Source organism: Actinoplanes sp. 13 (assembly GCF_056134165.1).
This window is the reverse complement of record NZ_JBVYOQ010000007.1, coordinates 197,694-211,184: the sequence shown is the minus strand read 5'-3', so window position 1 is coordinate 211,184 and position 13,491 is coordinate 197,694. Positions and strand designations below refer to the sequence as shown.

Genomic DNA, 13,491 nt, shown 5'->3' with positions numbered 1-13,491 from the left:
TCCCCGCGCCGAGCAGCCCGCCGGCCGCGGTGACCCCACCGCGTCCTGCCGCTCTCAAGCTTCCTTGGTGCAGGTCAGCACGATCAGCGCGTCCTTCGCAAGCTTCTTGCCCGGCTTGGCGGACTGCTTGACCACCGTCCAGTTCTGCGGCAACAGCACGATCTTGTCGGCCTCGTCCTGCGAGCCCAACCTGATATTCGAGAACCCCAGCTGCTCCAGCTCGTCCAACGCGACTGCCGCGTTCTGATCCCTGAGGTCCGGCATCGCCACCTTGGCGGGCTGTGCAGACGTCTTCTTCTCGGCCGGGCTCGGCTGGTCGACGGGCCCGGACGCGGCCAGTTCCGCCGCTTCGGTAGCGGGCGGCTTCGCGGGGGCCGTAGCCGCCGCGGTCGGTGCTGTGTCGTCGTCTCCGTTGAGCGCCGCAACAGCGACACCACCGCAGCACAGGACCAGCACCCCGCCGACGATTGCTGCGATCACCTTGTTCGTCGGCGGCTTCTTCGTCACCGGCGCCGGATATCCGGCGGGCTGAGGCGGGTACGGCGGCTGCTGATGCGTCATGAGTGTGCTCCGACGGACCGGGTGAGGACGGGTGTGCGGCCGGACCCCGGTCCGGAAGCCCGGCCGCATACCGATCAGCTGACGGACCGCAATGCGGTCGGCGACCCATCCGGCAGCCGGAACAGGACGTTCGGGTGGCAACACCACGCCATCCGTCACAGCGCCGGGCCCGGGTGAGCAACGATCAGCGTTCGCCCGCGGCCACGGTTGGCATCAACCCGCGGGCCGGGGAAAGTGGCCTCATGACGTGCATCGTCGGGATCACGGACGGGCGGACCGTCACCGTTGGCGGGGACTCGGCAGGCAGCGACGGATGGCATGTCGCGGTGCGGTCGGATTCGAAGGTCTTCCAGGTAGGCCCTTACTTGATGGGCTTCACGACCAGCTATCGGATGGGGCAGCTGCTGCGCTATTCCCTGACAATCGGCGAACCCGACACCTGGGACGTCGACCGTTTCATGGCCACCACGTTCATCGACGCCGTCCGCGAGTGCCTCTCCCGAGGGGGTTACGCGAGAACCGAGGACGGCCAGGAACAGGGTGGCCAGTTCCTCGTCGGCATCCATGGTCGCCTCTACGTCGTCGGAGACGACTATCAGATCGGGCACACGATCTCGGGCTATGCGGCGGTGGGGTCCGGTTACCTCGTCGCTCTGGGGTCGCTGCACTCCACGGCCAGGTCATCCGCCGGCAGCCGGGAACGTGCGGTGATGGCTCTGGAAGCCGCGGCCGAGCTCACCGAGGGCGTGCGGCCGCCGTTCACGGTGGTGCAGGCGGAGTAAAGCTCCACGCCTCGCGGGCACGGCATCCCGTCTCAGCGCTCCGGCCCGATCATTTGGTTACCGTGATCTGGTGCGGCGTGACGTACCGAGATCCTTCGCCGAGCTGACTGCAGCCCACTTCACGTACGAAGAGGTCGGCGGCACCCGTGGAGAGCCGCTGCCCCGAGGCTATGGGCACGTTCACCGGGACGTCAGCCTGGGGACCGGGCCGGAGGTCTTCGGGCGCGCGGCCGCCGCGCTGTTCGACTGGCGCATGCATCGAGAAGCTGGGCTCGCCGTGATCCGCTCCGGCGGACCGCCCGCGCCGGGGATCGTCGTAGTCCTTCGAGCCGGTTGGGGTCCTGTGCGGCTCACCATCCCGTGCCGGGTGGTCTACACCGTTGAGGAAGCTGATCGTCGCGGATTCGCCTACGGGACTCTGCCGGGTCATCCGGAACGAGGCGAGGAGGCCTTCATGGTCGTCAGGAGCGACACCGGGGACGTGCGGATCCAGATCCGGGCGTTCAGCCGCCCGGCGTCACTGCTCGCGCGAGCCGGCGGACCGTTCAGCCGCATGTTCCAACGGCACGCGACAGACCGGTACGTCGCCGCCATCCAACGCCTTGCCCGCAGGACTGCCGGCTGAATTCGGACCACTCCGCGAAACAATGGGTCCCCGAGTCCAGGCTATGAGTCGGTGCAGTCTTCGGCGTGGGCGGGACGTCAGCGGACGCAGACTGCCGATGGCGCAGTGCGGCGGTCGCCCGTCTGCGTCGGAAGTCCTCGGTCGAGGCGTGTGGCGAGCCGGTGCAGCACCCCGGCGGTGAGCAGTCGGAGCCGGCCGGGCGGCCGGTCCGGCACCACCGGGCTCCACGGTAGGGCCGAGGTCATGAGCCGCGTGCCCGCACCCTTGACCAGGGGAATCAGGGGAAGTTCCTGCATCGGGCGATCCTCTTCTCTGCGACGGGGAGCCACCTCAACATAGTTGCAGACGCGGGATATTGCAATCGCTGTATACCTGCTGAAGCGGTGTAGCCTGGCGAGCATGGCGGTACAGGAGCAGGGCGTCGACGACGCCGTGGCGTGCGCGCAGAACTGGCGCGCGTTAGCCGGTTTGCATGCCCGGATCGAGCAAAAGCTCGAGCGCGCCCTGCAGGCCGCGCACCGGTTGAGCGTCGTTGAGTACTCGGTGCTCGAGCTTCTGTCGCGTCAGGAACGCTGGCACATGCGGATGCAGCAGTTGGCCGACGCGGTCGTGCTAAGCCAGAGCGCCACCACGCGGCTGGTGGCTCGGATGGAGGAGCGTGGCCTGCTGGGCCGTTACCTGTGCGAGAACGACCGCCGGGGCATCTATACCGAGGTGACCGAGGCCGGCCTGCGGCTGCTGGCAGAGGCCCGTCCGACCAACGACCAGGCGCTGCGTCAGGCGATGCAGGACGCTGAGCAACTGCCCGAGTTCGCCGGGCTGGTGCGGGCGCTGCGCAGCCGGTCCACCTAGGCGGCCGGCGGACATACGGGCTGTGTCCGTGGACACGAATTCCGCGATCAGCCGTCATTTCCCGTCTTCCGCCCGTAGCTTTGATCGCTGCCCGGAAACCGTGAAAGGTGGAGTGAGCGCGCCTGTGACCGTCACAACCGACCTGCGACTGATCGACCTTCCCGAGATCACCGTCGACCCGCAGGCCCTGGCGCTCTTCAGCTCCCGGTCCGCCCCGCTGCGCCGCACGCTCGTGGACGTCTTCGACGCGACGGTACGCGCCCACGGCGGAGCCCCCGCGCTCGATGCCGGCGGCACCGTGCTGACCTACCGTGAGCTGGCCGGTGAGGTCGAGGCTCTGGCGGCGACGTTGCGCGGGCACGGTGTCGGCGCCGGTGACCGGGTCGGCGTGCGGATCTCGTCCGGCACCGCCGACCTCTATCTCGCGATCCTCGGCATTCTGAAGGCCGGCGCCGCGTACGTGCCGGTGGACGCCGACGACCCGGACGAGCGCGCCGAACTGGTCTTCGCCGAGGCCGGCGTCTGTGCTGTCCTCGGCGACACGCTGACCGTGTCGTTGCGCGGCACTCCCGCGGACCACCCAGGCCCGCCCGGTCCGGACGACGACGCCTGGATCATTTTCACCTCCGGTTCCACCGGCACCCCCAAGGGCGTCGCCGTCACGCACGCCGCCGCGGCCGCCTTCGTCGACGCCGAGGCGCAGCTCTTCCTTGCCGGCGACGACGCCGAGCCGCTCGGCCCGCACGACCGTGTCCTGGCCGGTCTGTCGGTCGCCTTCGACGCCTCCTGCGAGGAGATGTGGCTGGCCTGGCGCCACGGTGCCTGTCTGGTGCCCGCCGCCCGCTCCCTGGTGCGCAGCGGCGTCGACCTGGGCCCGTGGCTGGTCGACCAGCGCATCACCGTCGTCTCCACCGTCCCGACGCTCGCCGCGCTGTGGCCGGCCGAAGCGCTCGACGAGGTCCGGCTGCTGATCTTCGGCGGGGAGGCCTGCCCGCCCGAGCTGGCCACCCGCCTGGCCGTCGAGGGCCGCGAGGTCTGGAACACCTACGGCCCGACCGAGGCCACCGTCGTCGCCTGCGCGGCGCCTCTGACCGGTCAGGGTCCGGTGCGTATCGGCCTGCCGCTCGCCGGCTGGGAGCTCGCGGTGGTCGACGCGGCCGGCGAGCCGGTCGCGATGGGTGAGACCGGCGAACTGGTGATCGGCGGGGTCGGCCTGGCGCGTTACCTGGACGCCGCCAAGGACGCCGAGAAGTTCGCTCCGCTGCCGTCGCTCCGCTGGCATCGGGCGTACCGCAGCGGCGACATCGTCCGCGCCGAGCCGGAGGGGCTGCTGTTCCTGGGCCGCGGCGACGAGCAGGTGAAGCTCGGCGGGCGCCGGATCGAGCTGGGTGAGGTGGACGCGGCGCTGCAGGCGCTGCCCGGTGTCGCCGGCGCGGCCGCCGCCGTCAAGCGGACCGCCGCGGGCAACCAGCTGCTGGTCGGCTACCTGGTGCCGCAGGACAGCCTCGACCTCGCGGCCGCGACGGCACGGATCCGCGAGCAGCTGCCGGCCGCGCTGGTGCCGCTGCTGGCCGTGGTGGACGCGCTGCCGACGCGCACGTCGGGCAAGGTGGACCGGGCGGCGCTGCCCTGGCCGCTGCCCGCCGCCGGCGCCGGCGGGGCCGACGGGCCCGAGTTGACCATCACCGAGGAGTGGCTCGCCGGCGGCTGGGAGCAGATTCTGGGCGTACGACCCACCGAAGCGGACGCCGACTTCTTCTCCAGCGGCGGCAGCAGCCTGAACGCGGCGCAGCTGGTCGCGTGGATCCGGCTGCGGCACCCGCAGGTTTCGGTGGCCGACGTCTACCAGAACACGCGTCTGTCCCGGATGGCGGCGGTCCTCGACTCGCTCGGCGCGACACAGACGATCCGCCGTGAGGTCCGGCCGACGCCTCGCCGCGCCGGACTGTTCCAGGCCCTGCTGATGCTGCCGATGCTCGCGCTCGTCGGGCTGCGCTGGCTGGTCGTCGTGGCGGCGTTGAGCAACGTGGCCGGCTGGGCGCCGTACGTCTCCTGGTGGTGGATAGCCGCCGGCTGGCTGGCGCTGCTGAGCCCGCCCGGCCGGGTCGCGATCGCGGCTGCCGGTGCCCGGCTGCTGCTGCGCGGTGTGCGTCCCGGCGATCACCCGCGCGGCGGCGGCGTCCACCTGCGGTTGTGGGCGGCCGAGCGGCTGGCCGACCTGACCGGGGCGACCGGTGTCGCCGGCGCCGGCTGGATGATCACGTACGCGAAGCTGCTCGGCGCCCGGATCGGCCGCGACGTCGACCTGCACTCCCCGCCGCCCGTCACCGGTCTGCTGAAGCTGGGCCGCGGCGCGGCGATCGAGCCGGAGGTCGACCTGTCCGGCCACTGGGTCGACGGTGACGTCGTCCGGATCGGCGCGGTGCGTGTCGGGGCCGGTGGCCGGGTCGGCTCGCGGACCACGCTGATGCCCGGCGCCCGGGTCGGCAAGGGCGCGATGATCCCGGCTGGTTCGACGGTGGCCGGCGCGGTGCGGGCCGACTCCGCAGCGAAGGACAGGACCGATTGGCCGGCGCAGCGGCCCCGGCGCGGGTCCCGGCTCTGGGTGGCCGCCTACAGCGTCACCGCGCAGCTGCTCGGCCTGCTGCCGGTTCTGGCTGTGCTGCCCGCGCTGGCCCTGGTCGTCCGGCCCACCCTGGGCGCCGCGCTGATCATGGTCCCGGCCGCGGCCGTCGCCTACTTCGTCTCGTACGCACTGCTGATCCTCATGGCGGTCCGGCTGCTCGGCATCGGGGTGCGCGCGGGCTTCCACCCCGTGCGGGGGCGGGTGGCCTGGCAGGTGTGGACGACCGAGCGCCTGATGGGGATGGCCCGGATCGCGCTGTTCCCGATGTACGCCAGCATGTTCACGCCGGTGTGGTTGCGGCTGCTCGGCGCCCGGGTGGGTCGCGGCACCGAGGTGTCCACGGTGCTGGCGCTGCCGGTGATGACGACGGTCGACGACGGGGCGTTCCTGGCCGACGACACGATGGTCGCCACCTACGAGCTCGGTCACGGCTGGCTGCGGGTCGCGCCGGCCCGGATCGGCAAGCAGGCGTTCCTCGGCAACTCCGGGATCGCGGCGCCCGGCCGTTCGGTGCCCAAGCGCGGCCTGGTGGGTGTGCTCTCGTCGGCGCCGCGCAAGGCGAAGAAGGGCTCGTCGTGGCTCGGGTCCCCGCCGATGCCGCTGCGGCGCGCGGTCGAGGCCGGCGACGCGGCCCGCACCTATGATCCGCCGGCCCGGTTGAAGCTGGCCCGCGCCGCGATCGAGCTGTGCCGCATCGTCCCCGTGATGTGCGCCGGCGCCCTGGCCGTGCTGGTGGTGGCCGCGGTCCTGGCGGTCTGGCGGACCGCCGGCGTGCCGGTCGCCGCGCTGGCCGCCGGACCGGTGCTGTTCGCCGCGGTGCTGGCCGGTGCGCTGCTCGCGACCGCCGCGAAGTGGCTGCTGGTCGGCCGGTTCCGGGTCACGGAGCACGCGTTGTGGACGTCGTTCGTCTGGCGCAACGAGCTCGCCGACACGTTCGTCGAGGTGCTGGGCGCACCGTGGCTGTTCCGCTTCGCCACCGGCACGCCGCTGCTCAGCTTCTGGCTGCGCACGCTGGGTGCGAAAATCGGGCGGGGCGCCTGGCTGGAGACGTTCTGGCTCCCGGAGTACGACCTGGTGCGGCTCGGCCCGGGCGCCACGGTGAACCGGGGGTGCGTCGTGCAGACCCACCTGTTCCATGATCGGATCATGAGCATGGACGAAGTGATCTTGGGCGAGGGCGCCACTCTCGGCCCGCACGGCATCGTGCTGCCCGGCGCGAGCATCGGCGCACGCACCACTGTGGGCCCCGGTTCCCTGGTCACCCGCGGCGACGCGGTGCCCGCGGACAGCAGATGGATCGGCAACCCGATCGCGACCTGGAGATGACCTCGGCGGGCGCCGATCGTTCGTCCGACTCCTACCTGCCCGAGCACGGCAACGGCGGATACCGGGTGCTGCACTACGACCTCGACCTCGATTACCGGGTGTTGTCGAACCGGCTCGGCGGCAGGGCGGTCGTCACGGCCCGGGCGCTGCAGCAACTGTCCCGCTTCAGCCTCGACCTGGGCCGCTTCCGGGTTCAGGACGTCCGGGTGGACGGGCGCCCGGCCAAGTTCACCCACCGCCCGCACAAGCTCCGGATCAAACCGGAGAAGGCGATCGGGTACGGCGCCGTCTTCACCGTCGAGGTCAGATATGCCGGGAACCCCACGCCGATGCCCGGCCGGTGGGGTGACATCGGCTGGGACGAGCTGACCGACGGCGCGCTCGTCGCGAGCCAGCCGAACGGCGCGCCGTCCTGGTTCCCGTGCAACGACCGGCTCGACAACAAGGCCACTTTCCTGGTGAAACTGACGACCGCGACGCCGTACACCGCGCTGGTGACCGGTGACCTGGTCTCCCAGCGGCGCGGCGCCGGGACCACGACGTGGGTGTACGAACGCGACGAGCCCACGGCCCCCTACCTGATGAGCGTCCAGATCGGCCGGTACGAGACGGTGGAGCTCGGCGGAGGCGGCGTGCCGCAGCGGGCCGCGATCCCGCCCCGGCTGCGCACCGCCTTCCGGCACGACTTCGCCCGGCACGGCGAGATCATGGCGGCGTTGCAGGGACTGTTCGGGCCTTACCCGTTCCGGGAGTACGTCGTGGTGGTGACCGACGATGACCTGGACGACCCGGTCGAGGCGCAGGGCATGGCGGTGTTCGGCCGCAACCACGTGGACGGCCGGCGCACCCACGAACGGCTGGTGGCGCACGAGCTGGCCCACCAGTGGTTCGGCAACAGCCTGACGATCGCGGACTGGCGGCACATCTGGCTGAACGAGGGCTTCGCGACGTACGCCGAGTGGCTGTGGTCGGAGATCTCGGGTGGGCCGCCGGCCCAGGTCCACGCCGCCCAGTGGTATGCCTGGCTGAAGGCCCGGCCGGCGGCGGTCACCGTGGCCGACCCGGGCGTGGAGCGGATGTTCGACCCCCTGGTCTACAAGCGGGGCGCGCTGACGTTGCACGCCTTGCGTGGCCGGATCGGCGACCCGGCCTTCTTCCCCCTGCTGCGGTCGTGGACCGCCGAGCACCGGCACAGCACCGTTACGACGGCCCAGTTCCGCGAGCACACCACCCGCTTCACGCCCGCCCCGCTGGACGGCCTGTTCACCGCCTGGCTGGACCGCCCCGCCTTGCCACCGCTCTAGGCCCGCGGGCGGGCACGGCCATAGGCCCGCGCCAGCGTGTGGAACGCCTCCTTCGGCTCCCAGTGCCAGTCGGAAGCCGGGTCGCCGGGCCGGTCCCGGATCGGCTTGACGATGGCGTAACTGGCCATGTCGAGGTCGTACCGCGGCTCGGGGTGGTGTTCGGCCTCCGCGGTGAGGAAGGTGAACGCCGACGCCGCATACAGGTTCAGCGACTCGAACGCGTCGAGGACACTCGCCAGGTAATGGGCCTGCGTCCGCTCGCTACGCACCAGGTCGCCCCGGATCTCGGGCGGCTCGGTGGTGTAGTCGACGACCTTCCACCCCATGCCGCCCTGCTGCGGAGCGCCCCGGAACGTGCAGGTGCCGAACTCCATGATCGCCAACGGTTTGCCGGGCCGGATGTGGCGCCGGATGTCGCGCACGTAGTCACGACGGTGCTCGAAGTATCCGTAGTAGTCGAGCCCGACGATGTCGAACAGGTCCCAGTCGACGTCCTCGTCCTCCGCGGCCGCGTACGTCATCCGGCCCTGGAAGACCGCGCGGCCCACGCCGGCGGCCCGGGCGGTGAACCGGCGCAGCCGCCGGACCATCTCGACCGGATCGAAGTTGCCGCTCATCAGGTTCTCGACCCGTTCCAGCACCGTGTCGCCGGGAACGATGCCCGGAACGAACAGCACGAACTCGCAACCGACACTCAGGTGGACGCTCGCGCCCTGGCGGCGCAGCCGTTCGGCGAAACGGCCGGTCTCCGCGAGATGGTCCAGGATCTCCCGTTCCGGCCGGTCGCCGAGCGTCGGCTCCAGCCAGACGTGCAGCCCGCGCTCGGCGGCCTCGGCGGCGGTGGCGGTGAGCCGGTCGACGCCGGCACCGGTGACCTTCACCGCGTTGGCGTGCAGGTCGTCGCGGATCGCCCGGATGTCGTGCCGCATGCGGTGGACGCTCCAGGTGTCACCGACCTCGTACACGACGCCGCGCAGAGCCAGGCCACGCCGTGCCGCCCCGGCTGCGGCACTCGAGGCCGACAGCAGTGTCGCGCCGCCCGCGGCCGCGGCGATGCTGAGAAATTCCGCTCTTGTCACACCCATCTGACGCCTCCCGCTCTCGGATGCGTCCAGACTCGGTCAGGGCGGGACACCCCGGCGACGGCCGATGGTCTCCCTCGGCGCCGACCAAGGTATACGGCCTTGCTTCGCCACCACCGGGCGCAGAAGCGACAGCGCCTAGCTGTCAGCCTCCGCGGCCTCCCGCTCCTGGACGGCTGCATGGCGATGGGCCTCGGCCTGCCGCAGGTGTTCGGCGGCCCCCGCCGGATCCCGTTGCGCCGCCTGCTCGTGCGACTGCTCGGCCAGTTCGTGCCCGCGCGCCGCGCTGCGATGTGCCGCGGCGGATCGAGCGCGGCTCTCCGCCGCGAGGTCGGCGGCACGGCGAACCGAAGCCGGGTCCGCCACGTCGCCCGCCTGCCGCCGGCGCTCGATCTCCTCGGCGCGGTCGTGGGCCTCGGCCGCCCGGTGGGCCGCCGTCTCCCCGCGTTCGATCGCCTCGGCTGTCAGGTCGTCCCAGGTCCGCTCGTCCGGTTCCACCGCCGGCTCCTTTCGCTCGTGTTCAGCTTAGGGATCGCGACGGTTGCGTGACGGTCGCGGTTCGGCAGCGTCGCTCAGCTGTCCGGGCTGCCCGCCGAAGCAGCACGGTGTGACAGCAGTAAGGGTCTCCGCGGCGCTCTCCGCGGTGCTGCGCGCCGGCGGCGGCTCCCTCGGCGAGCGGGTCGACCGGGCGCTGGCGCTGCTTCTCGACCAGCTCGGCATGCAGCTGGCCGAGGTCAGCGAGCTTCGTGACGGCGAGCTGGTGGTGACATGTTCACGGTCGGAGCCGGCGGCGAAACCGTTGACCGCCGGCGCCGGCGCACCTCTGACGGTGGCCGGCCGGACCGTCGGCGCGGTGCGCGTGTCGGCCGAGCACCCCACACCGCTCGGCGCCCGCGGCGAGGTCGTCCTGCACACGGTCGCGGCCCACCTCGGCGCCCTGCTGGCCGAGCGCCCCGGGCCGGCCGGTGCGCGCCCGGCCGATGCCTCCGACGCCGAGACGGTGACCCGTCCGCTGCTGCGCCTGTTGCGGCAGGTCACCGGCATGGACGGCGTCTTGCTCAATCTGTACGACCGGGCGAGCGACCAGCTGGTGGTGACGTACGCCGAGGACCACGCGGGCCTGGGGATCGCCGAAGGCATCACCGTCACGTGGGACGAGTCGCTGTGCCGCCGGGCGCACCGCGACGGCGGGTTCCACCGGTGCCCGGCCGCATCCCCGGCCGGCATCGTCACGTGGCTGAGCGTGCCGGTGCTCGACCACGACGGCCGGATGATCGGCACCCTGTGCGGCGGGAGCCGCACCGGTGTCCCGGCCGGGGAGCACACCCTCGCGGTGGCCCGTTCGGTCGCCGGACTGATCGCCGACCAGCTCGCGCGCGACGCCGCGCACTGCCGTCGTCTCGATGTGCTGCGCGACAGTGCCGAGCGGGATCCGCTGACCGGCCTGGCGAACCGCTCCGGTGTCCACCGCTGGCTGGGCGCCGCCCGGCCCCGGCTGGCGGCCGGCGGCCGGGTGCTGATGGTGGCGTTCCTCGACCTGGACGGCTTCAAGAACATCAACGACACGTACGGCCACGGCGTCGGCGACGAGATCCTGTGCGGGTTCGGCGAGCGTCTGAGCGGGCTCGGCCGCGGCGACGACCTGAGCGGGCGGCTGGGCGGCGACGAGTTCGTGGTCGCCGCGCTGCTGCCCGCCGCCGCGGACCGTCAGGCGTGGTGTGAGCGGGTCCGCGCGGCCGCCGAGGTGCGGGTCGGTGAGGTGCACGCCGGAGCGAGCGTCGGCGTCGCCGCCGTCACCCGGCCACCGGCCTCGGTCGAGGATCTGCTGGCGTCCGCGGATCTGGCGATGTACCGCGACAAGCAGCACCGGCGCCGCCGGCTGCCGGGCCGGTTCCCGGCCGTCCGGGCCGGCGCCGACGTGGTGGGCGGCTGATGCCTGGCACGCGCGGGCCATGTTGGCGGCGGGGATCACGACACCTCATCCGATCGCGGCGCGGACCGATCATGCCTTCGTGTTGCGTCTGCCGACCGCCAGGGTCATGCCGTTGAGCCGCCCGGTGCTGACCGCCCTGGGCATCACCGTGTTCGCGGTCGTGATGTTCCTGGTGAACCTTTCGGCGCCCCGCGGACCGCAGTGGCTGCTCTGGCTCGCCCCCTGCGTCTCGGTGATCGTCCCGTTGGCGGCGTCGCTCCGGGTCGCCCGCATGCCGCAGTTCCCCTCTCCCACCCGCCGGTTCTGGCGCACCGTGGCGATCTGCCTGGGTATCGCCGGGGCCGGGGCCGCCTCGCACGGTTACGACACCATCAGCAGCGGTGCGAACAGCCAGCACATGTCGATCCTCACGGTGTCGCTGTACGGCACCACGATGGTCCTGCTGCTGTGGAGCCTGGTCCGGTTGCCGATGGGCGCCTCCGGCCGTGGCGACGTGCTGCGGATCGCGCTGGACGCCGGGACCGTGCTCATCGCCGGCGCCGCGTTCCTGTGGCACTACGAGGCCCGGCCGGCCCTGGAGACGGCCGGCGGGTTCGCCACCATGCTCGCCGTCACGGTCACTCTGCTGCTGGAGCTGGTGACCGTGTTCGCCCTCATGAAGGTCGCCCTGGCGGGGCAGGCGTACATCGCCCGCAGCGCGTTGCGGCTGCTCGCGGCGGCCCTGCTGGTCGGTGCGTTCAGCAGCGTGCTGCAGGGGCTCGTCCAGAGCCGCCCGCACCTGAACATGGTGCAGCTGACCCTGCCCGCCATCCTGGTCTGCGTGACGGCCGCTGCGGAGCGGCAGCGCACCGCCGTGTTCGGCCGGGCCCGCCCCGAGCGGGTGACCCGGCGCCCGTTCAGCCGGCTGCCCTATCTGGCTGTCGTGGCCATCGACGTGCTGCTGCTGACGTCGACGTGGACCGGGACGGACGCGGTGCCGACGGCGATCGCCGTCGTGGCGCTGACCGCCCTGGTGATGTGGCGGCAGCTGACCGCTTTCCGGGAGAACACCGACCTGGTGGCCCGGCTCGATCACAGCGCCACGCACGACCCGCTGACCCAGCTGCCCAACCGGACGTTGTTCACCGAGCGGCTCACCGCCGCGCTGGCGAACGGCGACGCCGGCCGGGGTGTCGCGGTGGCCCTGATCGACCTCGACGGCTTCAAGACGGTCAACGACACCCTGGGCCACGGCGCCGGCGACGCGCTGCTGGTCGCGGTCGCGCAACGCCTGCTCACCTGCCTGCGGCCGGGCGACACAGCCGCGCGGCTGGGCGGCGACGAGTTCGTCGTGCTCTTGGAGGACGTCACCGCCGACGAGGCCGAGCAGATCACCCGCCGCATGATCGACGTGCTCACCGAGCCCGTCGTCGCCGAAGGGCACCACCTGCTGGTCCGCGCCAGCATCGGCGTCGCCGGCGGCCGGGCCGGCGAGGAGGCCGACGAGCTGCTGCGCCACGCCGACATCGCGATGTACACCGCCAAGCACGGCGGCGGCAGCCGGGTGCAGCGGCATCGTCCCGGCATGACCGGCCCGGTGGCCGGCTCCGCGGTGCTGGGCGCGGAGTTGCAGCGGGCCGTCGCGGAGCGCCGGCTCTTCCTGGAGTACCAGCCGATCGTCGCGCTCGACGACGGCCGCACCGTCGGCGTGGAAGCGTTGATGCGCTGGTCGCATCCGACCCGGGGGCTGGTCTCCCCCGCCGAGTTCATCCCGGTGGCGGAACGGACCGGCCTGATCGTCGCGCTCGGCGGCTGGGCCCTGCACGAGGCGTGCCGGCAGTTCACCGTCTGGTGCGACGAGCACGGCGCGGACGCGCCGGACCGGCTCAACGTCAACGTGTCACCGCGCCAGCTGTCCGAGGCGGGCTTCGTCGGCGAGGTGGCGGCGGTGCTGGCCCGCACCGGGATGCCGGCGGACCGGCTGATGCTCGAAATCACCGAGAGCGCCGCGGTCGACCTCGCCGACGCGGTGGCACGGGTGCGGGCGCTGCGCGACCTGGGCGTCCGTGTCGCCCTCGACGACTTCGGGACCGGACAGTCGTCGCTGAGCCTGCTGCACGAGCTGCCGGTCGACCAGCTCAAGCTCGACCGGTCGTTCCTGCGCCACGGCGGCACCGGCGTGCCGATGCCGCAGGTGGTCCTCGCGCTGGCCCGCGCCGCCGGGTTGGAGATCGTGGCCGAGGGGGTGGAGACCGCCGAGCAGGCGGCGGAGCTGGCGGCGTGCGGTTACCGCTGGGCGCAGGGGTTCCACTTCGCGCGGCCGGCGGCGGCCGGCGAAATCGGGCGGCGTCTCGCCCGTACACCGGCGATCTGATCCCGCTCGATCGACGCTCGTGCGGCATCTGCAAAAAGAATGGGCGA

Annotated in this window: 11 protein-coding genes; 7 read left to right on the top strand and 4 right to left on the bottom strand. The window is 72.3% G+C overall.

What is annotated here, in order from left to right; genetic code table 11:
- Positions 1-54: 54 nt before the first annotated feature.
- The gene (locus AC0NH5_RS17470; protein WP_474404841.1) at positions 55-507 is read right to left on the bottom strand and encodes a PASTA domain-containing protein; all 453 of its coding nucleotides are present in this window, start codon (positions 505-507) and stop codon (positions 55-57) included.
- 422 nt (positions 508-929) lie between these two features.
- Here AC0NH5_RS17470 and AC0NH5_RS17465 point away from each other — a divergent pair, with 422 nt between their 5' ends.
- Positions 930-1,343 carry a hypothetical protein gene (locus tag AC0NH5_RS17465; RefSeq protein WP_474404838.1) on the top strand — a complete coding sequence of 138 codons (414 nt, stop codon included), beginning with the start codon at positions 930-932 and terminating at the stop codon, positions 1,341-1,343.
- A gap of 70 nt (positions 1,344-1,413) precedes the next feature.
- Complete coding sequence (locus AC0NH5_RS17460; RefSeq protein WP_474404836.1) at positions 1,414-1,968, top strand: DUF1990 family protein; 555 nt, start codon at positions 1,414-1,416, stop codon at positions 1,966-1,968.
- Positions 1,969-2,045: 77 nt separating this feature from the next.
- On the opposite strand, the gene AC0NH5_RS17455 is transcribed toward AC0NH5_RS17460, so the two are convergent.
- Positions 2,046-2,264, bottom strand: coding sequence for a hypothetical protein (locus AC0NH5_RS17455; RefSeq protein ID WP_474404834.1), 219 nt, complete (start codon positions 2,262-2,264; stop codon positions 2,046-2,048).
- 103 nt (positions 2,265-2,367) lie between these two features.
- On the opposite strand from AC0NH5_RS17455, the gene AC0NH5_RS17450 reads away from it, so the two are divergent.
- The 3 genes from AC0NH5_RS17450 (at position 2,368) to AC0NH5_RS17440 (ending at position 8,076) form a co-directional block, all read left to right on the top strand.
- Positions 2,368-2,820 carry a MarR family winged helix-turn-helix transcriptional regulator gene (locus AC0NH5_RS17450; protein WP_474404832.1) on the top strand — a complete coding sequence of 151 codons (453 nt, stop codon included), beginning with the start codon at positions 2,368-2,370 and terminating at the stop codon, positions 2,818-2,820.
- A 124-nt stretch (positions 2,821-2,944) separates the two neighbouring features.
- Positions 2,945-6,772 carry a Pls/PosA family non-ribosomal peptide synthetase gene (locus AC0NH5_RS17445; RefSeq protein ID WP_474404830.1) on the top strand — a complete coding sequence of 1,276 codons (3,828 nt, stop codon included), beginning with the start codon at positions 2,945-2,947 and terminating at the stop codon, positions 6,770-6,772.
- Positions 6,739-8,076, top strand: coding sequence for a M1 family metallopeptidase (locus AC0NH5_RS17440; RefSeq protein ID WP_474404829.1), 1,338 nt, complete (start codon positions 6,739-6,741; stop codon positions 8,074-8,076). Before AC0NH5_RS17445 ends, AC0NH5_RS17440 begins: the two co-directional genes overlap by 34 nt.
- Here the strand turns inward: AC0NH5_RS17440 and AC0NH5_RS17435 are convergent.
- A complete protein-coding gene (locus AC0NH5_RS17435) occupies positions 8,073-9,161 on the bottom strand; it encodes an abortive infection protein (RefSeq protein ID WP_474404827.1) in 1,089 nt (362 codons plus the stop codon). The genes AC0NH5_RS17440 and AC0NH5_RS17435 overlap by 4 nt on opposite strands.
- Positions 9,162-9,296: 135 nt before the next feature.
- Positions 9,297-9,656 (bottom strand): hypothetical protein, encoded by a 360-nt coding sequence (locus AC0NH5_RS17430; protein WP_474404825.1) that lies wholly within the window; start codon positions 9,654-9,656, stop codon positions 9,297-9,299.
- Positions 9,657-9,765: 109 nt separating this feature from the next.
- Between AC0NH5_RS17430 and AC0NH5_RS17425 the strand changes: the two genes are divergently transcribed.
- Positions 9,766-11,091: a GGDEF domain-containing protein gene (locus AC0NH5_RS17425; RefSeq protein WP_474404823.1), complete on the top strand. Its 1,326-nt coding sequence runs from the start codon at positions 9,766-9,768 to the stop codon at positions 11,089-11,091.
- Between the two features lie 79 nt (positions 11,092-11,170).
- Entirely contained in the window at positions 11,171-13,444 is a 2,274-nt protein-coding gene (locus AC0NH5_RS17420; protein WP_474404821.1) for a putative bifunctional diguanylate cyclase/phosphodiesterase, read from the top strand.
- Positions 13,445-13,491 lie beyond the last annotated feature (47 nt).